Consider the following 19,833-nt stretch of genomic DNA (forward strand, 5'->3'; position numbering starts at 1 on the left):
GGTCAGCTTCCTGCGCCCCTGAGCCACCGTCCGGGTCTTGCGGATCTCGAACATCGCACCCCTTGAGCTGGGGTGTTGCGACGATCGCTAGAACTCAAGAACGGTCCCGGGGGCCTTTGCTCATCCCAGGGTCATCGAGGCCTGCACCGGCAGATGGTCGCTCGGGTACGTCCCGTCCCTGCTGAAGGTGTTCATCCGGGCCCAGTGCGTTCTCACTCCGGGTGTGGTGAGGATCCAGTCGATGCGCCGCCCGCCGGGCCTGGGCGTCCGGTAGCCGTGGTGCGTCCCGTACGCCGGGCCCCGTGAGGCCGCCGTGTCCCAGGCGTCCACCAGTCCGGTGTCCAGCATGAGGTCGTACACCCGGTTGTCGTGGGCGGCCGCGTTGAAGTCGCCGGTGACGATGACCGGTACGGACCGGTCCCACCCGGTGATCGTCTCGCCGATGAGCTCCGCCGAGCGTTCCCGGGCGTACTGGCTGACGCTGTCCAGGTGGGTGTTGAGGACGTAGAACTCCCGTCCTCCGTCGGCGCGATCGGCGAAGCGGACCCAGGTCACCATGCGCAGCCAGTCAGCGCCCCAGGTGTTCGAGGCGATCGTGCGCGGGGTGCCGGACAGCCAGAAGTGATCGAACTCGATCGGGTCGAGTCTGCGTGTGTCGTAGAAGATCGCCATGAACTCGTCCTTGCTGCCGCCCCCGCGCCCGGTGCCGATCCAGTCGTAGTGCTCGCCGAGATCCTTCTCGATCGCGCGCACTTGCCGGTAGAGCCCTTCCTGGGTGCCGATGACGTGCGGTCGCTCGTGGCGCAGCAGCTCTCGCATCACCGGGCGGCGCACGGTCCAGCGCGGTGTCTCGTCGACGACGGTCGCGAAGCGCACGTTGAACGTCATGACGTTCAGGGCGCCCGCGTGCTCGCCGGCGGAAGCGCGGTGTGTGGGGCCCGCGGTGGTGAGCAGCGGTCCCGCGACGGCGGCGGCCGCCGCTGCCTTGAGCCCGTGGCGTCGCGTCACGCCGGCCTCGTTCGGCACGTGGTCTCCCTCCCCTTGCACGTCAGGATGAAGCTTGCCTTCTGAGTACGGAAGAAGAGGGCCGATCGGCAGTGATCAAGAGGGAAGCACGGGGAATTCCCCTTCACGATGGTGTTGACCAGGCCGAAGGTCGGCCGATAGCTTCGTTCTACGGATTGTTGATTCCGCTGTGCGGAAAATGGAGGGTCTCGCAATGGGTCAGGGCCGGCAGGAGAAGGTGGCGACGAGCCTCGCGGGAGCCGTCAGCGAGGAGATCAGCGCCTCCCTCGCGCCGGTCGACGCCGAGCTGGAGCGCCGCTACCCCGGAGACCCCGGTACCCGTCAGCCCGTCCACACCGTCTACGTGCCCGGCGACGCCTTCGCCGCCGACACCGTCCGCTCCTGGGGCGACCGGGCCCTCGCCGCACTCGACGAACACGCCCCGGACGCCGCGGCCTTCGCCGCCGTCCTCGGCCTCTCCGAGGAACTCGCCGGGCCCGTCCACGCGCGCGTGCGCGCCAAGCTGGAGCGCGAGCCGATCGAGGACCTGCGCGTCGATTTCGAGGACGGCTACGGCAACCGCCCCGACGCCGAGGAGGACGAGGCCGCCGCCCGCGCCGCCCGGATCATCGCGGAGGCCTACGCGGAGCGCACCGCCGCTCCCTACATGGGCATCCGCATGAAGTGCATGGAGGCGCCCGTACGAGCCCGGGGCATCCGCACCCTCGACATCTTCCTCACCGGCCTGATGGAGGCCGGCGGCCTGCCCGGCGGGCTGGTCCTCACCCTGCCGAAGGTGACGTACGCGGAGCAGGTCACCGCCATGGCGCGGCTACTGGACGCCTTCGAGAAGGCCCATGGGCTCGAGCCCGGCCGGATCGGCTTCGAGATCCAGATCGAAACCAGCCAGTCCATCCTCGCCGCCGACGGCACCGCCACCGTCGCCCGCATGATCCAGGCCGCCGAGGGCCGCGCCACCGGACTGCACTACGGGACCTTCGACTACAGTGCCTGCCTCGGCGTCTCCGCCGCCCACCAGGCCAGTGACCACCCCGCCGCGGACCATGCCAAGGCCGTCATGCAGGTCGCCGCTGCCGGTACGGGCGTACGCGTCTCGGACGGCTCGACGAACGTCCTGCCCGTCGGACCCACCGCGAAGGTCCACGACGCCTGGCGCCTGCACTACGGCCTCACCCGCCGCGCCCTGGCCCGCGCCTACTACCAGGGCTGGGACATGCACCCCGGCCACATCCCCACCCGCTACGCGGCCGTCTTCGCCTTCTACCGCGAGGGCTTCGAGCAGGCCGCAGCTCGCCTGTCCCGCTATGCCAACCGCACCGGCGGCGACGTCATGGACGAGCCCGCCACCGCCAAGGCCCTCAGCGGCTACCTGCTGCGCGGCCTGGACTGCGGGGCCCTGGACATCGGGGAGGTCGCCCGCCTGGCCGGCCTGACCCGGGCGGACCTGGAGAGCTTCGCGACGCCCCGGCGCGGGGACCTGACGGCCTCCGCCTGACCGTGTCGGTCCGGCGGATCGGACGGCACGTACCGGCCCTGTCACAGCCGTCACCGACACCTGTTGCCGTCACCGGCGCCCCGTAGTCTGTACGCCACGCACTGACGGTGTCGGTCGTCGGCGCATCCGGTGGGGTCACAGGAACGGGGCAGCGGTGTCGACGGGGGAGCACGGGCAGACGGACGGGGCCGGACGGCTGCTGGCAGGCCGCTATCGCGTCACGGCGGCGCTGGGGCGCGGCGGGATGGGCGTCGTGTGGAAGGCCGTCGACGAGGTCCTCGGCCGTGAGGTCGCGGTCAAGGAACTGCGCACCTACACCGACGCGGCCGGCCCCGAACTGGCCGCTCTGCAGCTGCGGATGCAACGCGAGGCGCGTGCGGCGGCCCGGGTGCGTCACCCCGGTGTCATCGCCGTGCACGACATCGCCCAGGTCGACGGCCGCCCGATCATCGTCATGGAACTGGTCGACGGGCCGTCCCTGGACGACGTCCTGCGCGAGCGCGGCACGCTGGACCCGGGTGAGGCGGCCGGGATCGGCGCCGAGGTCATGGACGCGCTGGCCGCCGCCCACCGCGCGGGCGTCCTGCACCGGGACGTCAAGCCGGGCAACATCCTGCTCGACCGCTCGGGCCGGGTCGTCCTCACCGACTTCGGCATCGCCACGATGGACGATCCGGGGGACGGTTCGGCCACGCACCTCACACGCAGCGGCGAACTGGTCGGCTCCCTCGACTATCTGGCTCCCGAGCGCGCCCAGGGCGCCGACCCGGGCCCAGCCTCCGACATCTGGGCCCTGGGTGCCACGCTGTACGCGGCCGTCGAGGGTGCTTCGCCCTTCCGTCGCACGTCGACGTTCTCCACGCTCACCGCGATCGTCTCCGAGCCGCTGCCGGAGCCCCGTCGCGCCGGCCCCCTCGCGCCGGTCCTGCGGCGGCTGCTGGACAAACGCCCCGAGTCCCGCCCGGAGGCCGACCAGGCCCGCGCACTGCTCCAGGCCGTCGCGGACACGGGCGGCTCGGACACGCCGACGTCCACTCTGCGGGGCCCCGCGGTCGCGCCCCCGCGGGCGGAGACGGAGCGCGGTGTCCCGTCGGTGCCGCCGGGGTTCGGACCCCCGCTGCAGGGCGCGGCCGGACCTCACGAGGGCGGCGGCACCCCGGGGCCATCGGTGCCGGGGCACCCCGCGCACGCAGGCACCGACGGCGCCACCCCGGGGACGTCGGCGTCCGGGCACCCCGCGCACGCAGGCACCGACGGCGCCACCCCGGGGACGTCGGCGTCCGGGCACTCCGCGCACGCAGGCACCGACACGCAGGCCTCGGGTGCTGGTCAGGCCACACCGTCGAGCCCCGGCACCAGCCCCCGGGGTGCCGGCCCTCTCGCCCCCGGCAGCACCGCACCCACCGGCTCCATGAACCCCGGCCGCGCCGCGCCCCGCCGCAAGGCGCGTGTCCTGCTGGCCGCCGCGGCCGTCACCGTCGTCCTGGCCGCCGCCGGTACCACGATCGCCCTGCTGAGCGACGACTCCGGCGGCAAGGGGACCGGCCCGCGGACGGGCGCCGTCGGTGCGGACGACGGGCCCTCCGAGCCCAGTGGACCGGACGACGGCTCGAACGCCCCGAGGTCCACGGAACAGGGAGACGCCGAGGACAGGGCACCCTCCGGGAAGACCGCCGACCCGAAGGACCCCGAGCCCACCGGCCGGGAGACCACACCAGCCCCCGGGAAATCGACCCCTCGCGCCACCGCCGGAGGCGGCACCACCCCCGGCGGCGGATCCGGAGGCGGCACCACCCCCGGCGGCGGATCGACCACCCCGGCCCCGGCCTGTCACGCCATCGGCGGCGGCAGGTACAACTGCCAGGTCTGGAAGACCGCCGGCTCCTACACCGCCTCCGGCACCAAGGCCGGCATCCTCAACGCGGGCACCAACTACTTCTACTGCCAGCGGAACCTGGGCCGCCGCGAGACGTCCGGGGAGTGGACCAACATCTGGTGGGCGAAGACCGACGACGACAGCGGCAACACGAACGTCTGGGTCAGCGACGTCTACATCAAGGGCGGCGGCAACGACGCGCCGGTCCCCGGACTCCCGGTCTGCTGACCCCGGGCCGAAGCGGCCACGTACCGCTCGAGACCGGAGGCCGTCACCAGCTTCTCCTCGACGAACAGCCGCGTGCCCCGCTCGCACAGCCGCCGGTCTCCCCGGGCCCGCGCGCAGAACTCCTCGGGCACGACTCCGAACAGCTCCCGCAGACGCGGCAACCCGACGAGGAGCTCGGTCAGCAGCTCCCGCTCACCCGGGTGGGTGCGCGGCGCGCCCGTGCCGTCGTGGAGGACACCGTGCCGGTTGACGTAGACGTACGCCCCGGGCAGCCGGGTGCCGTCCGCGAGGTCGATCCGGACGTCGGGCGACGGCAGCCAGGCCCGGTCGAAGTTGCCGCCCGGCACCGGCACGCCCTCGCTCGCGTCGATCACCGCGAGCTGCTCGGCGTCGAGCCACAGGACGAACAACTCCCGTACGGTGCCCGGGGCGCCGACCGGCGAGGCGGAGACGTACCCCATACGGCTCACATGCGCGGAGACACCGGCGTCGATGCCCCTCACCCGCGCCTTCACCATGGGCAGCGGCGCCCCGATGCCGAACTCCGCCATCTTGTGCCGCAACTGCCCAGGGCAGCCGTTCGAGCCGATGGCGATGACCGGAGTGCGGTCCTCGTACACCAGCTGCTCCAGCGGCAGGAAACAGTCCCCGTCGAGCAGCCCGGAATCGGCGGGCCACGCTCCCGGGTACAGCAGAGGGTGCTCGCGCGGCGCCTCCGCCAGGCCGAGTGCCCGCAGTGTGCGATCGGTGGCGTCGTCCATCGGCCGCTCAGTCCGCCGGAGGGATCTCGCCCGAGCCGCGGGTGATCAGCCGGGTCGGCAGCTCGATGCGTTCGGGGGGCACCGGGGTGCCGTCCAGCTGCCGGAAGAGACGTTCCGCCGCGGTGCGGCCGATGTCCGCCGCGTCCTGGGCCACGACCGTGACGCCCGGCTGGAGCAGGTCGGCGAGCTCGATGTCGTCGAAACCGACCAGGGCGACACGGCGGGCCTGCTCGGCGAGCACCCGGATCACGGTCACCGTCACCCGGTTGTTGCCCGCGAAGATCGCCGTGACCGGGTCCGGGCCGGTCAGCATGTCCTCGGCCGCCCTGCGCACCCGCTCGGGGCCGGTGACGCCGAGGGACATCCAGGAGTCCGCCACCGGTATGCCCGCGTCCTCCATGGCGGCCCGGTAGCCGCGCAACCGCTCGGCGGCGGTGTGGATCCGGGGCATGTCGCCGATGAAGCCGATCCTGCGGTGACCGTGTGCGATGAGATGGGCGACGCCGCCGCGGGCGCCGCCGAAGTTGTCCGACAGGACCACGTCGGCGTCGATGTGCCCGGCCGGCCGGTCCACGAACACCGTGGCGACCCCCGCCTTGAGCTCCGGTTCCAGATACCGGTGGTCGTCCCCGGCCGGGATCACCACCAGCCCGTCCACCCGCCGCGCGCACAGGGCCAGCACCAGCTCCTGTTCCCGCTCGGGGTCCTCCGCGCTGGAGCCGTTGATCAGCAGGGCACCGTGCGCGCGGGCCACCTCCTCGACCGACCGGCTCAGCGGCCCGTAGAACGGGTCCGCGAGGTCCTCCAGGACCAGGCCGATGCTCGCCGTGCGGCCCTTGCGCAGCACCCGCGCGCTGTCGTTGCGGCGGAAGCCGAGGGCGTCGATCGCCTCCTGGACCCGCTGCTCCGTCTCCGCGGTGACCCCCGGCTCCCCGTTCACGACACGGGAGACCGTCTTGAGGCCGACTCCGGCGCGCGCGGCCACGTCCTTCATGGTCGGCCGGGTGCCGTAACGCGCTGCGGAGCGGAGGGGGGTCTGGGGCACGGTGCGGTGTCCTGTCCTGTCGTCCACGGGGGTGCGTCGATTCTCGGTTTGTATGACGATGTGGCGTCGAGCATAGAGCCTGGACAACGTTGTCAGGCTCGGGGGAGACTGTCCACCGCACTCTCCGGCCCGCGCACCGCCGTGGGACGGGCCTGCTGCTTGCCCTGCTTGATGGCCTTTATCGGCGTTTTTCTCACGCCCGACGGGGAGATCCGACTCTGATGCACACCGACCTCGTGGCCGCGCTCGACATCGGCGGCACCAAGATCGCCGGCGCTCTGGTCGACGGCGGCGGCCGGATTCTGGTCCGCGCCCAGCGGCCGACGCCCGCCCGGGAGGACGGCGACACCGTGATGCGGGCCGTGGCGGAGGTGCTCGGCGAGCTCACCGCGTCGCCGCTGTGGGAGCGTGCCTCGGCCGTGGGGATCGGCAGTGCCGGTCCCGTGGACGCCTCAGCGGGCACGGTCAGTCCGGTGAACGTGCCCGGCTGGCGCGACTACCCGCTCGTCGCCCGCGTCCGGGCCGCCGCCGGCGACCTGCCCGTCGAGCTGATCGGCGACGGTGTGGCGATCACCGCGGCAGAGCACTGGCAGGGTGCCGCCCGGGGCCACGACAACGCGCTGTGCATGGTCGTCTCCACGGGCGTCGGCGGCGGTCTGGTGCTCGACGGCCGGCTGCATCCCGGGCCCACCGGCAACGCCGGCCACATCGGCCACATCAGCGTGGACCTCGACGGCGATCTGTGCCCGTGCGGCTCGCACGGCTGTGTGGAGCGCATCGCGAGCGGCCCCAACATCGCCCGGCGCGCCCTGGAGAGCGGCTGGCGGCCCGGCCCGGACGGGGACACCTCCGCCGCCGCGGTGGCCGCCGCCGCCCGCTCCGGCGACCCGGTCGCCGTCGCCTCCTTCGAACGGGCCGCCCAGGCCCTGGCCGCCGGGATCGCCGCCACCGCGACCCTCGTGGAGATCGACATCGCCGTGATCGGCGGGGGAGTGGGCAAGGCGGGCGACGTTCTGCTCGGTCCCCTGCGCAAGGCCCTGAGCTCCTACGCGACGCTGTCCTTCGTCCGGCACCTGACCGTGGCGCCGGCGCAGATGGGCACCGACGCGGGGCTCGTGGGCGCGGCGGCGGCAGCGCTGGCGAGGCGTTCGGACGCGGCGACGGCCGGGGTGTGAGACGGGGCCGGCCGATCGAGCAGGAACGTTCGGCCGGCGGTGGTGCGATGCGGGTCGGAGCGGAGGCCGACGTGACGGCCACCCCTGGGCGATACGGACCGGTCCGGTCCGTTTAGCCGGAAATCAGCCGCACGTGCGTGCGATGTGGCACGATCGCGCTTGTGAGCAGCAGACCCGCCTCGGCGCAGCATCTGCGCGACCTCGCCCGACTGCGGCGCGTCAAGGACCGCATCGACCGGGAGTACGCGAAACCCCTGGACGTCGAGGCGCTCGCGCGGGGCGTGCACATGTCGGCCGGGCACCTCAGCCGCGAGTTCCGGCAGGCGTACGGCGAGTCGCCGTACAGCTACCTCATGACGCGGCGCATCGAGCGCGCGATGGCGCTGCTGCGCCGGGGCGACCTCAGCGTCACCGAGGTGTGCTTCGAGGTCGGCTGCGCGTCGCTGGGCACCTTCAGCACCCGTTTCACCGAGCTGGTGGGCATGCCGCCCAGCGCCTACCGGCGCGAGGCGGCGCGCGCGACGGCGGGGATTCCGTCGTGCGTGGCGAAGCAGGTGACCAGACCGATCAGGAATCGAGAAGCGCCCGCCCCGGGCCGAAACTAGCGTGAGGGCCATGGACCTTCGCATTCACGCCAGTTTCCTTCCGCACGACGACCCGGACGCCGCCCTGGCGTTCTACCGCGACACCCTCGGCTTCGAAGTCAGAAACGACGTCGGGTACCAGGGCATGCGCTGGATCACGGTCGGCCCCGTCGGCCAGCCCGGCACGAACATCGTGCTGCACCCGCCGGCCGCCGACCCCGGCGTCACCGAGGACGAGCGCCGCACCATCGCCGAGATGATGGCCAAGGGCACCTACGCCAGCATCGTCCTGGCCACCACCGACGTCGACGCCACCTTCGAGCGGGTGCAGGCGGGTGACGCCGAGGTGGTCCAGGAGCCGGTGGACCAGCCCTACGGCGTTCGCGACTGCGCCTTCCGCGACCCCGCGGGCAACATGGTCCGCATCCAGCAGCTGAAGGCGTCGTAGCAGCCCCCGCACCGCACTCCCCCGCGCCGCTCCCCGGAGCGGCGCGGGGGAACGAGATCGCCCGAGCGCGGCAGCGCCGCCCGACAGATGGAGACACCATGAGCAAGGCCACGACGACGGACAGACAGTCGCCCGGGCCGCACGTTGCCGACAGCCATGACGTGATCCGCGTGCACGGCGCGCGCGAGAACAACCTCAGGGACGTCAGCATCGAGATTCCGAAGCGCCGGCTCACGGTGTTCACCGGCGTCTCCGGCTCGGGCAAGAGCTCCCTGGTGTTCGACACGATCGCCGCGGAGTCGCAGCGGCTGATCAACGAGACCTACAGCGCCTTCCTGCAGGGCTTCATGCCGAACCTCGCCCGGCCCGAGGTCGACGTCCTGGACGGGCTGACGACCGCGATCGCCGTCGACCAGCAGCGCATGGGTTCCGACCCCCGCTCCACCGTCGGCACCGCCACCGACGCCAACGCGATGCTGCGGATCCTCTTCAGCCGGCTCGGCACGCCCCACATCGGCCCGCCCGGAGCGTTCTCGTTCAACACCGCCTCGGTCTCGGCGAGCGGTGGCTTCACGGTGGACCGGGGGGCCGACAAGACCAGGACCGAAAAGGTGTCCTTCAGCCGCACCGGCGGTATGTGCACCCACTGCGAGGGCCGGGGCACGGTCTCCGACATCGACCTCACCCAGCTCTACGACGACTCCAAGTCGCTGTCCGAGGACCCGTTCACCATCCCCACCTACACCGGGGGAGGCTGGGTGGTGCGGGTCATCGCCGAGTCGGGCTTCTTCGACAAGGACAAGCCGATCCGCGACTACACCAAGAAGGAGCGGCACGACTTCCTGTACCGCGAGCCGACCAAGGTGAAGATCAACGGGGTCAACCTCACCTACGAGGGGCTGATCCCGAAGCTCCAGAAGAGCTTCCTCTCCAAGGACCGCGAGTCGATGCAGCCGCACATCCGGGCCTTCGTGGACCGGGCGGTCACCTTCACCCGGTGCCCCGACTGCGACGGCACCCGGCTCAGTGAGCTCGCCCGTTCCTCGAAGATCGGCAAGGTCAACATCGCCGACGCCTGCGCGATGGAGATCCGCGACCTGGCCGAGTGGGTGCGAGGGCTGGAAGAGCCGTCGGTGGCCCCGCTGCTCACCAAGCTCCAGCACACCCTCGACTCGTTCGTGGAGATCGGCCTGGGCTACCTCTCGCTCGACCGGTCGTCGGGCACGCTCTCCGGCGGCGAGGCGCAACGCACCAAGATGATCCGCCACCTCGGCTCCTCGCTCACCGACGTCACCTACGTCTTCGACGAGCCGTCCATCGGCCTGCACCCGCATGACATCGAGCGGATGAACAACCTGCTGCTGCGCCTGCGGGACAAGGGCAACACCGTGCTGGTCGTGGAGCACAAGCCGGAGACGATCGCCATCGCGGACCATGTCGTGGACCTCGGCCCCGGCGCCGGCACGGCGGGCGGCACCGTCTGCTTCGAGGGCACCCTGGAGGGGCTGCGGGGCAGCGGCACCGTCACCGGCCGTCACCTCGACGACCGCGCCAAGATCAAGGCGACCGTCCGCAAGCCCACCGGCGCGCTGGAGATCCGGGGCGCCTCGGCGAACAACCTGCACGACGTCGACGTCGACATCCCGCTCGGCGTCCTCACCGTCGTCACCGGCGTCGCGGGTTCCGGCAAGAGCTCGCTGGTACACGGCTCGATCCCCGCCGAAGAGGGCGTGGTCGCGATCGACCAGACCCCGATCCGCGGCTCCCGGCGCAGCAACCCGGCGACGTACACCGGACTGGCCGACCCGATCCGCAAGGCCTTCGCCAAGGCCAACGGTGTGAAGCCGGCCCTGTTCAGCGCCAACTCCGAGGGCGCCTGCCCCACCTGCAACGGCGCCGGTGTCATCTACACCGACCTGGCGATCATGCAGAGCGTGGCCACCCCGTGCGAGGAGTGCGAGGGCAGGCGGTTCGAGGCGTCGGTGCTGGAGTACCGCCTCGGCGGCCGGGACATCAGCGAGGTGCTGGCGATGCCCGTGACCGAGGCCGAGGAGTTCTTCGGCAGCGGTGAGGCCCGCACGCCCGCCGCGCACAGGATCCTTCAGCGGCTCGCGGACGTCGGTCTCGGCTACCTCACCCTCGGCCAGCCGCTCACGACGCTGTCCGGCGGTGAGCGGCAGCGGCTCAAGCTGGCCACGCACATGGGTGAGAAGGGTGGCGTGTACGTCCTCGACGAGCCGACCACAGGCCTCCACCTCGCGGACGTGGAACAGCTGCTCGGCCTCCTCGACCGGCTCGTCGACTCCGGGAAGTCGGTCATCGTGATCGAGCACCACCAGGCCGTCATGGCGCACGCCGACTGGATCATCGACCTCGGCCCCGGCGCGGGCCACGACGGCGGCCGGATCGTCTTCGAGGGCACCCCGGCCGACCTCGTCGAGGCCCGCTCCACGCTGACCGGAGAGCACCTGGCGGCCTACGTGGGCGCCTGACAGGGGCTTCGGAGGCCGTGAGGTGACCGCTGCGGGCTCACCTCACGGCCTCCATGTCTGACATAAAGGACAAATATGGCGAATAGCGGCGCCGGTCGAGGGCACTCCGTCTCCTGAGTCCCTCACGGAACGGAGCCGCAGATGATCATCAAGAAGATGCACGAGATGGGCGTCCGCAGCGAGCACGCCTACATGGCCGGCATGGCCTCCATCGGCCTCAGCGTCGTCGCCTGGATGGGCTCCCTGAAGATGGAAGCGGGCACCGGCCTGGCCCGCGCCGACCGCTGGGGCATCTTCGTCGGAGAGTGGGCACCCACCTTCTTCGGTCTCGGTCTCGCCCTGTCCCACTACGAGCAGCAGGACGGCACCCTCACCGCCGACGTCCACGAGTTCCGGCCGACGCGCAAGGCGGGCTGAACGGCCCATCCCGGCGCGCGGCCGGCAGCGTCCCCGGGCACCCTGGTGCCATGGCGTCCGAGAAACCCGTCGTGGTCTACCCGCCCGCCGCGGACGGCGGTCGCCGGGTCCGCGTGGACGACCAGTTCCTCGGCATCGCCTACGGTCCGCTCGACGTCGCCGAGTTCCTGCGGCGGGCGGGGATCGAGGACGCGGACGCGGCGTACGTGGCGGCCACGGGGCTGATCGAGTGGCGCGGCGGCGGCTCCGGCATCTGGGGCACCGACCCCGTGTGAAGCCGCCGCTTCGCCCGAACGGCCCAGTGGCGTGACCCCGGGCCCCGTCCGGCAGTTGAGTGAGGCATGAAGAAGCGCAGCATGCTCGCCATCGCCTCCCTGGCCACCGGCTTCGCCGTCGCGGCGATCACCCCGTCGCACGCCGTCGGAGAGAAGCTCCCCGCCATCAACGTGGACGAGACCCTCAAGACGCTCGACCAGACGGTCGCCGGAGAGGGCCTGGCCGTGGACGGGAAGAACGGCGTACAGAAGAAGAAGGGCGCCCAGAAGAAGGGCGCGCAGAAGAAGGGCGCCCAGAAGAAGGGCTGACGGGCCGCCCCGGCCACGGCGCACGGCGTCGGCGCCCCCCGCGTGAGAGGGGGCGCCGGCGCCGTCGTCATGTGCCCTCAACTGCGGCTGGTTTCCGTGGCAGGGTGGAGCGGGCAAGCCTCAGGGGGCCAACAGAAGAGGGGGACCTGTGACCGTCGTCTGGATCAACGGCGCGTTCGGTGCGGGGAAGACCACCACCGCAAGGGAACTGATCGAACTGATCCCGAACAGCACGCTCTTCGACCCGGAGGTCATCGGCGGCGCGCTGGCCCACTTGCTGCCACCCAAACACCTCGCCGAGGTCGGCGACTTCCAGGACCTGCCGATCTGGCGACGGCTCGTGATCGACACGGCGGCCGCGATGCTCGCCGAGCTCGGCGGCACCCTCGTCGTGCCCATGACCATTTTGCGCCAGGAGTACCGCGACGAGATCTTCGGCGGCCTCGCCGCGCGCAGGATTCCGGTCAGCCACATTCTGCTCGCCCCGGCCGAAACGATACTGCGGGAACGTATAGCGGGTCGTGAGGTGCCGCGGGACCTCCCCGACGGCGACATGCGAATACGCCAGTGGTCCTTCGACCACATCGAGCCGTACCGGACCGCTCTCGCCTCCTGGCTCACCGCCGACGCCCACCCTCTCGACACCAGCGACCTCACTCCGTACGAGACGGCCGTGCGCATCGCCGAGGCCGTCACCGACGGGTCGGTGCCCGCCTGTGACATCGTCCAGACGCCCGAGCCCACCGCCGAGACCGTCGCCGCCGGAGTGCTCCTCTTCGACGAGCAGGACCGGGTGCTGCTCGTCGACCCCACGTACAAGGCCGGCTGGGAGTTCCCCGGCGGTGTCGTCGAACCCGGCGAGGCACCCGCGCGCGCCGGAATGCGGGAGGTCGCCGAGGAGACCGGCATCCACCTCGACGAGGTGCCGAGCCTGCTCGTCGTCGACTGGGAGCGCCCTGCGCCCCCCGCGTTCGGCGGTCTGCGTCTCCTTTTCGACGGCGGCCTGCTGCACTCCGCCGAGGCCGGCCGGCTGTTGCTTCCCGGCCCGGAGCTGCGCGCCTGGCGGTTCGTCACCGAGGCGGAGGCCGCCGACCTGCTGCCCCCTGTGCGCTACGAGCGACTGCGCTGGGCTCTGCGGGCACGCGAACGCGGAGCCGCGCTCTATCTGGAAGCCGGGGTGCCGGTCGGCTGACGCCGAGCCCGCCGCCCGCCCCCTTTACCCGGCACGGGGGATTCCGAGGGAAAAGCAAAAGGAAACGAAGGCGCGGCCACGGCCAATCGCTGCCCAAGGAATCTCCCGCGAACACTCACGCCCCGGGTAATCGCATTCCCCGCTCTCGTCAACACTTTTCCATCTCAGCAAACAATCCCTTTTCTCGCCCCTGCGCGGCTTGACCGGACTCGCACACGGTTGCGAAAGTCCGCAGAGTCTCATGGCGGAAGCAACGACCGCCACCCAATTTCCTTGCCTCAGGGGCAGATCCGGGATGTCCGTACGATGACCACGCAACACCAGCCGGTCGACACCGGCGGCGGCACCGCGCTGCTGCCCGAGCCGTCGATCCAAGGCTCCAGACCCGGCGGCACGGCAGTCGCCGGCCGCTCACCGGCCCGGATGGCCTGGCGGCGGATCAGGCGGGACAAGGTCACCACGGTCGCCCTGGCGGCCACCCTCCTGTTCATCGCGATCGCGCTCCTCGCCCCGGTGCTCACCGCACTGACCGGCTGGGGGCCGATCACCCCCGACAACAAGGCGATCAATCCGGACACGGGCAACTTCCCCTACGGATCGCTGGGCGGCATCAGCGCCAAGCACCTGCTCGGCGTCGAACCGGGCACGGGGTACGACCTGTTCGCCCGCATCGTCTACGGCCTGCGCACCTCGCTCTACGTCGGATTCGCCTCCGCCCTGCTGTCCACCGCGGTCGGTGTGGTGGCCGGGCTCGCCGCCGGTTACTTCGGTGGCTGGGTCGACTCCCTGCTGTCCCGGATCATGGACGTGATGCTGGCGTTCCCCCAGCTGCTGTTCATCATCGCGCTCACTCCGGTGATCCAGAACGCCCTGCAGACCAACAGCCACGGCGGCACCGACGAGAACCTCCGGCTGCTCGTCCTGGTCCTCAACATCGCGGTCTTCGCCTGGGCCTACACCGCCCGCCTGGTGCGCGGGCAGGTGCTGTCCCTGCGCGAGCGGGAGTTCGTCGACGCCGCGCGGCTGATGAGCGCCGGCCGCCGGCACATCCTCTTCCGGCAACTGCTGCCCAACCTGTGGGCGCCGATCCTGATCTCGTTCGCGCTCGCCGTCCCGCAGAACATCACCACCGAGGCGGCGCTGTCGTACCTGGGCGTGGGCGTCATCCCGCCCAACCCCGACTGGGGAGCCGTGCTGTCGGACGCCTCCCAGTTCTTCCTCCAGGACCCGATGTACCTCTTCGTGCCCGGCGTCCTGCTCTTCCTCCTCGTGCTGGCACTCAACCTGCTCGGGGACGGCGTCCGGGACGCCCTGGACCCCCGCGCCCGGCGCGGCTGACAAGCCACCCCCTCCCGAGTGTCGCCCCGGCGGTCCCACGAACGGCCGCCGAGCCCGTAGCAAGAAACGGAGTTTCCCCCATGACGCGCACCACGCGTACCACGCGCAGATCGCGCACGGTCGCTCTCACGGCAACCGCCGTGGTGATCGCCCTCGGAGCCACCGCATGCGGAGGGTCCTCCGGCAACAGCGCCGGCGGCTCCCCGTCGAAGGGCGGCACGCTGACGATCCTCGACGACGCCGACTTCAACCACATCGACCCTCAGCGGACGTACACCACCGAGGGTTCGAGCATGGACTACGAACTCGTCCGCACTCTCACCGGATGGGACGAGACGGGCTCCCAGCCCAAGCTGGTCGGCGACCTGGCGACGGACACCGGAACTGCGAGCAAGGGCGCCACGGTGTGGACGTTCCACCTGCGCCACGGGGTCAAGTGGCAGGACGGCAGCGAGGTCACCGCGCAGGACGTCAAGTACGGCGTCGAGCGGGCCTTCTCCCCGGACATCAACGGCGGCCCGCCGTACGCCAGTCAGTGGCTGGTCGGCGGTGACTCCTACAAGGGCCCGTACCAGGGCAAGCAGCTGTCCTCGATCCAGACACCGGACAAGTACACCATCGTCTTCCATCTCAACCAGCCGGTCGCCGACTTCAACGAGACGACCGCGATGACCGGTTGGTCGGGCGTGCCCAAGGCCCACGACACGGGCGCCACGTACGACACCCACGTCTGGTCCGACGGGCCCTACATGATCAAGTCGTACACCAAGAACAAGGAAATGGTCCTCGTCCGGAACAAGAACTGGAGCCAGTCGAGCGACCCGATCCGGCAGCAGAACCTCAACGAGATCGACGCGAAGTTCGGGCAGGACCAGGCCGCCATCGACCAGCAGATCAAGTCGGACGGCGGCTCCGCCCAGACCGCGATCACCCAGACGCCGATCGCCGGCTCCGACCTGACGACGATGGCCGGCGACCCGTCGCTCAAGTCGCGCTACTACAAGATCCCGGCCCCGGGCATCAACTACCTGGCGATCAACTTGAACCGGGTGAAGGACCTGAAGGTCCGCCAGGCCATCGAGTACGCCATCGACAAGACCACCGTACGCGGCGCCTTCGGCGGTTCGGCCTACGGCAACTACGCCACCACGATGCTCGCCCCCGGCATCGACGGCCACAAGGACTTCAACCTCTACAGCAGCAACCCCGCCGGTGACCTCACCAAGGCCAAGGCCCTGATGAAGCAGGCCGGCAACCCCAAGCCGACGATGTCCCTCGCGGTGGAGAACATCCCCACGCACGAGCACTTCGCGGACGCCGTGAAGACCGCGCTCGCGAAGATCGGCATCACGGTGAACATCACCCCGATCGACAAGAACAACTACTTCAGCACCGTCGACAACGTGAAGAACCAGTACGACCTGACCTGGGGCGACTGGATCGCGGACTGGCCCAACGCCTCCACCGTGCTGCCCACCCTCTTCGACGGACGCCAGATCAAGAAGCTCCCGCAGTCCAACAACGACCTCGCCTACCTGAACGACCCGAAGGTCAACGCGCAGATCGACAAGATCGGCAAGATGACCGACATCAAGCAGCGCAACGTCGCCTACGGGGAACTGGACGAGCAGATCCTCAAGGACGCCGCCGTGGTCCCACTGATGTACATGAACTTCAGCGAGGTGAGCGGCTCGAAGGTCGGCGGTGTCATCAACGACTCGATCATGGCCGAACCCAGCCTGGTGCACGCCTACATCAAGCAGTGACGCAACCCCTCTGAACCCCGCCGGCGGCCTCGGCCGCCGGCGGGCACCCCACTCACGTCAGGTCCCGGCACCCCATGTTTCGTTACCTCATCAGACGCCTGCTGGCAGCGGCCGTGATCATGCTGGTGATCACCACCATCACCTTCTTCATCTTCTTCGCGCTGCCGTCCAACCCCGCGCTCCTGGCCTGCGGAAAGACCTGCTCGCCCTCCCGCCTCGCGGAGATCAAGCACTCGCTGGGCCTGGACCAGAGCTACCTGACGCAGTACTGGGAGTTCCTCAAGGGACTGGTCGTGGGCCGCGACTACGGCGACCAGAGCGTCCGCATCCACTGCGGCGCGCCCTGCCTCGGCATCTCCTTCCAGACCGACACCCCCGTCCTGACCACGCTGCTCCAGGACTTCCCGGCGGACCTCTCCCTCGGGCTCGGCGCCGCGGTGGCGTTCCTGATCCTGGGCGTCGGCCTCGGCACCGTCGCGGCGGTGCGCAGGGGCCGGGCCGCCGACAAGGCGGCGGTGGGACTCGCCCTGTTCGGCGTGTCGGTGCAGATCTACTTCATCGGTCTGCTCCTGCTCTACCTCTTCGTGGACAAGTTCCAGATCCTGCCGACCTCCGGCTACACGCCCTTCACCGAGGACCCGGCCGGCTGGTTCCAGGGGCTGATCCTGCCCTGGTCCACCCTCGTCATCGTCTACCTCGCGATGTACACCCGGCTCACCCGCTCCTCCATGCTGGAGGTCTTCTCCGAGGACTACATGCGCACCGCCCGCGCCAAGGGCCTGCCGGCCGCCACGGTCGTCCTCAAGCACGGACTGCGGGCCGCGATCACCCCGATCATCACCATCTTCGGCATGGACGTCGGCTCCCTGATCGGCGGCTCCGCGGTCATCACCGAGTCGGTGTTCGGCATCAACGGCATCGGCAAGCTCGCCGTCGACTCGGTCCAGAACTCCGACCTACCGGTCATCCTCGGCACCACGCTCTTCGCCGCGACGTTCGTCGTCCTCGCCAACGTCGTCGTCGACCTGGTGTACGGCCTCGTCGACCCGCGCGTGCGCCTCGCCTGAGCCCTTCTTCGTCCTTAGGAACACCCGTGTCCGTATCGACCTCACCGCAGCCCGCGGACGTCACCCCCGCGCCCGCACCCTTCCTCGACGTACGCGACCTGAGGGTGCACTTCCCGACCGAGGACGGCCTCGTCAAGTCCGTCGACGGCGTCTCCTTCACCCTGGAGAAGGGCAGGACCCTCGGCATCGTCGGCGAGTCCGGCTCCGGCAAGTCGGTGACCTCACTGGCCCTGCTCGGACTCCACAAGGGCACCCGCGCCCAGGTCTCCGGCGAGATCTGGCTGGAGGGCAGGGAACTGATCGCCCTGCCCGAGGCCGGGATGCGCGCCCTGCGCGGCCGCACCGTCTCCATGATCTTCCAGGACCCGCTGTCCGCGCTGCACCCCTTCTTCACCGTCGGCTCCCAGATCGCCGAGGCGTACCGGGTGCACCACAAGGTCTCCAAGAAGGAGGCGAAGGACCGCGCGGTCGAGATGCTGAAGCGGGTCGGCATCCCGCAGCCCGAGCGCCGGGTCAGGGACTACCCGCACCAGTTCTCCGGCGGTATGCGCCAGCGCGCCATGATCGCCATGTCACTGGTGTGCGACCCCGCCCTGCTCATCGCCGACGAGCCCACCACCGCCCTGGACGTCACCGTGCAGGCGCAGATCCTGGACCTCATCCGCGACCTCCAGGAGGAGTTCGGCTCCGCCGTCGTCATCATCACGCACGACCTCGGCGTCGTGTCCGACATCGCCGACGACATCCTGGTCATGTACGGCGGCCGCCGCATCGAGTACGGCACCACCCGCGAGGTGCTCAAGCAGCCCCAGCACCCCTACACCTGGGGCCTGTTGCAGTCGATGCCGCACCTCGGCGGCGACGTCGGCCAACGACTCAACCCGATCCCCGGCACCCCGCCGAGCCTGATCAACCTGCCGGACGGCTGCTCCTTCCACCCCCGCTGCGCCTACAAGGGCTGGGTGACGGAGGGCCGTTGCACGGCGGAACGGCCCGAACTGCGCCTCGTCTCCGGAAGCGAACGGCACCTCGCCGCCTGCCATCTGAGCGATGACGCCAAGCAGGAGATCCGCGGCGGGGCCGGTCCGGACGACCGGGACGCCGCGGCCGCACGGACCGCGCGATGACGCCGGCGGACGAAAGGGACCATGCCGTGAGCACCACCGAGCCCCGCACCGGGCAGAGCACCGACCGCCCCGCCGGCGAGAGCCACGGCGAGAACCTGCTGGAGGTACGCGGTCTGCAGAAGCACTTCCCGATCAAGCAGGGCATCATCTTCCAGCGGCAGATCGGAGCGGTCCGCGCCGTCGACGGCATCGACTTCTCGGTCGGCCCCGGCGAGTCGCTGGGCCTGGTCGGCGAGTCCGGCTGCGGCAAGTCGACCACCGGCCGCCTGATCACGCGGCTGCTCGAACCCACCGGCGGCTCCGTCGTGTTCGACGGAGAGGACATCACCCACCAGCCCGCCGCGCGGATGCGGGAGGCCCGCCGCAACCTGCAGATGATCTTCCAGGACCCCTACTCGTCGCTGAACCCCCGCCACACCGTCGGCACCATCATCGAGACGCCGATGCGGCTCAACGGCATCAACCCGCCCCAGGGCCACAAGAAGCGCGCCCAGGAACTCCTGGAGACGGTCGGGCTCAACCCCGAGCACTACAACCGCTACCCGAACGAGTTCTCCGGCGGCCAGCGCCAGCGCATCGGCATCGCCCGCGCCCTCGCCCTCAGGCCGAAGCTGATCGTGGCCGACGAGCCCGTCTCCGCGCTGGACGTCTCCATCCAGGCGCAGGTCGTCAACCTGCTCCAGGACCTCCAGCGGGAATTCGGCATCGCCTTCGTCTTCATCGCCCACGACCTGGCCGTCGTACGGCACTTCTCCGAGCGGGTCGCTGTCATGTACCTCGGAAAGATCGTCGAGGTCGCCGATCGGGAGTCGCTCTACACGCGGCCCCGGCACCCCTACACGCACGCGCTGCTGTCCGCCGTACCCGAGGCCGACCCGGACGCCGTCGGACGGCGTGAGCGCATCCGGCTGGCGGGGGACGTGCCCTCCCCGATCGACCCGCCCTCCGGCTGCCGCTTCCGCACCCGCTGCTGGAAGGCGCAGGACAAGTGCGCCCTCGAGGAGCCGGCGCTGGTGCGCGTCGAGGGCAACCCGTCGGGGCACCTGACCGCCTGCCACTTCCCCGAGGAGCCGTCCGTCACCGCACGCGAGGAGGACATCGTCCTGGATCCGGCCCTCGGCTGAGGCCTGTCGTTCGGATCAGGTCGCAGCCGCGGGCGACACCGGCACAGGACCGTAGGAAGGGCCCTCGTCCGCGGACGAGGGCCTTGTG

At 70.7% G+C, this 19,833-nt stretch carries 18 protein-coding genes; 15 read left to right on the forward strand and 3 right to left on the reverse strand.

Annotated features, from left to right (window positions below):
* Window positions 1-120: 120 nt before the first annotated feature.
* On the reverse strand, window positions 121-1,026 hold the full coding sequence (locus FDO69_RS32045; RefSeq protein ID WP_104785092.1) for an endonuclease/exonuclease/phosphatase family protein: 906 nt from the start codon (window positions 1,024-1,026) through the stop codon (window positions 121-123).
* A 193-nt stretch (window positions 1,027-1,219) separates the two neighbouring features.
* Here FDO69_RS32045 and FDO69_RS32050 point away from each other — a divergent pair, with 193 nt between their 5' ends.
* Window positions 1,220-2,521 (forward strand): DUF6986 family protein, encoded by a 1,302-nt coding sequence (locus FDO69_RS32050; protein ID WP_104785095.1) that lies wholly within the window; start codon window positions 1,220-1,222, stop codon window positions 2,519-2,521.
* 154 nt (window positions 2,522-2,675) lie between these two features.
* Complete coding sequence (locus tag FDO69_RS32055) at window positions 2,676-4,625, forward strand: serine/threonine-protein kinase (RefSeq protein ID WP_104785098.1); 1,950 nt, start codon at window positions 2,676-2,678, stop codon at window positions 4,623-4,625.
* Here FDO69_RS32055 and FDO69_RS32060 read toward each other — a convergent pair.
* Window positions 4,571-5,386, reverse strand: coding sequence for a hypothetical protein (locus tag FDO69_RS32060; RefSeq protein WP_104785101.1), 816 nt, complete (start codon window positions 5,384-5,386; stop codon window positions 4,571-4,573). The genes FDO69_RS32055 and FDO69_RS32060 overlap by 55 nt on opposite strands.
* A gap of 7 nt (window positions 5,387-5,393) precedes the next feature.
* Window positions 5,394-6,380, reverse strand: a complete 987-nt coding sequence (locus tag FDO69_RS32065; protein ID WP_234388195.1) for a LacI family DNA-binding transcriptional regulator — start codon at window positions 6,378-6,380, stop codon at window positions 5,394-5,396.
* A gap of 272 nt (window positions 6,381-6,652) precedes the next feature.
* On the opposite strand from FDO69_RS32065, the gene FDO69_RS32070 reads away from it, so the two are divergent.
* The 13 genes from FDO69_RS32070 to FDO69_RS32130 all read left to right on the forward strand — a co-directional run bounded on the left by FDO69_RS32070 (window position 6,653) and on the right by FDO69_RS32130 (window position 19,745).
* Window positions 6,653-7,606, forward strand: coding sequence for an ROK family protein (locus tag FDO69_RS32070; protein ID WP_104785106.1), 954 nt, complete (start codon window positions 6,653-6,655; stop codon window positions 7,604-7,606).
* Between the two features lie 161 nt (window positions 7,607-7,767).
* Window positions 7,768-8,211: a helix-turn-helix transcriptional regulator gene (locus tag FDO69_RS32075; RefSeq protein WP_104785109.1), complete on the forward strand. Its 444-nt coding sequence runs from the start codon at window positions 7,768-7,770 to the stop codon at window positions 8,209-8,211.
* A gap of 10 nt (window positions 8,212-8,221) precedes the next feature.
* Window positions 8,222-8,638, forward strand: a complete 417-nt coding sequence (locus FDO69_RS32080; RefSeq protein WP_104785448.1) for a VOC family protein — start codon at window positions 8,222-8,224, stop codon at window positions 8,636-8,638.
* Window positions 8,639-8,736: 98 nt separating this feature from the next.
* Window positions 8,737-11,130, forward strand: a complete 2,394-nt coding sequence (locus FDO69_RS32085; RefSeq protein WP_104785112.1) for an ATP-binding cassette domain-containing protein — start codon at window positions 8,737-8,739, stop codon at window positions 11,128-11,130.
* Between the two features lie 141 nt (window positions 11,131-11,271).
* Window positions 11,272-11,547 (forward strand): hypothetical protein, encoded by a 276-nt coding sequence (locus FDO69_RS32090; protein ID WP_104785114.1) that lies wholly within the window; start codon window positions 11,272-11,274, stop codon window positions 11,545-11,547.
* 50 nt (window positions 11,548-11,597) lie between these two features.
* Window positions 11,598-11,822, forward strand: a complete 225-nt coding sequence (locus tag FDO69_RS32095) for a hypothetical protein (protein WP_104785117.1) — start codon at window positions 11,598-11,600, stop codon at window positions 11,820-11,822.
* A 66-nt stretch (window positions 11,823-11,888) separates the two neighbouring features.
* Window positions 11,889-12,131, forward strand: coding sequence for a hypothetical protein (locus tag FDO69_RS32100; protein WP_104785119.1), 243 nt, complete (start codon window positions 11,889-11,891; stop codon window positions 12,129-12,131).
* 148 nt (window positions 12,132-12,279) lie between these two features.
* Window positions 12,280-13,323: an NUDIX hydrolase gene (locus FDO69_RS32105; RefSeq protein ID WP_104785122.1), complete on the forward strand. Its 1,044-nt coding sequence runs from the start codon at window positions 12,280-12,282 to the stop codon at window positions 13,321-13,323.
* Window positions 13,324-13,629: 306 nt separating this feature from the next.
* Entirely contained in the window at window positions 13,630-14,661 is a 1,032-nt protein-coding gene (locus FDO69_RS32110) for an ABC transporter permease (protein WP_104785124.1), read from the forward strand.
* Window positions 14,662-14,741: 80 nt separating this feature from the next.
* Window positions 14,742-16,427: an ABC transporter substrate-binding protein gene (locus tag FDO69_RS32115; RefSeq protein ID WP_104785127.1), complete on the forward strand. Its 1,686-nt coding sequence runs from the start codon at window positions 14,742-14,744 to the stop codon at window positions 16,425-16,427.
* A 74-nt stretch (window positions 16,428-16,501) separates the two neighbouring features.
* On the forward strand, window positions 16,502-17,494 hold the full coding sequence (locus tag FDO69_RS32120; RefSeq protein WP_104785130.1) for an ABC transporter permease: 993 nt from the start codon (window positions 16,502-16,504) through the stop codon (window positions 17,492-17,494).
* Between the two features lie 26 nt (window positions 17,495-17,520).
* Window positions 17,521-18,621, forward strand: coding sequence for an ABC transporter ATP-binding protein (locus tag FDO69_RS32125; protein ID WP_104785133.1), 1,101 nt, complete (start codon window positions 17,521-17,523; stop codon window positions 18,619-18,621).
* On the forward strand, window positions 18,618-19,745 hold the full coding sequence (locus tag FDO69_RS32130) for an ABC transporter ATP-binding protein (protein ID WP_104785136.1): 1,128 nt from the start codon (window positions 18,618-18,620) through the stop codon (window positions 19,743-19,745). The genes FDO69_RS32125 and FDO69_RS32130 overlap by 4 nt, the downstream gene beginning before the upstream one ends.
* The last annotated feature ends 88 nt before the right edge of the window (window positions 19,746-19,833 follow it).

The sequence above is a fragment of the Streptomyces tibetensis genome (assembly GCF_007655005.1).
GTDB lineage: Bacteria > Actinomycetota > Actinomycetes > Streptomycetales > Streptomycetaceae > Streptomyces > Streptomyces tibetensis.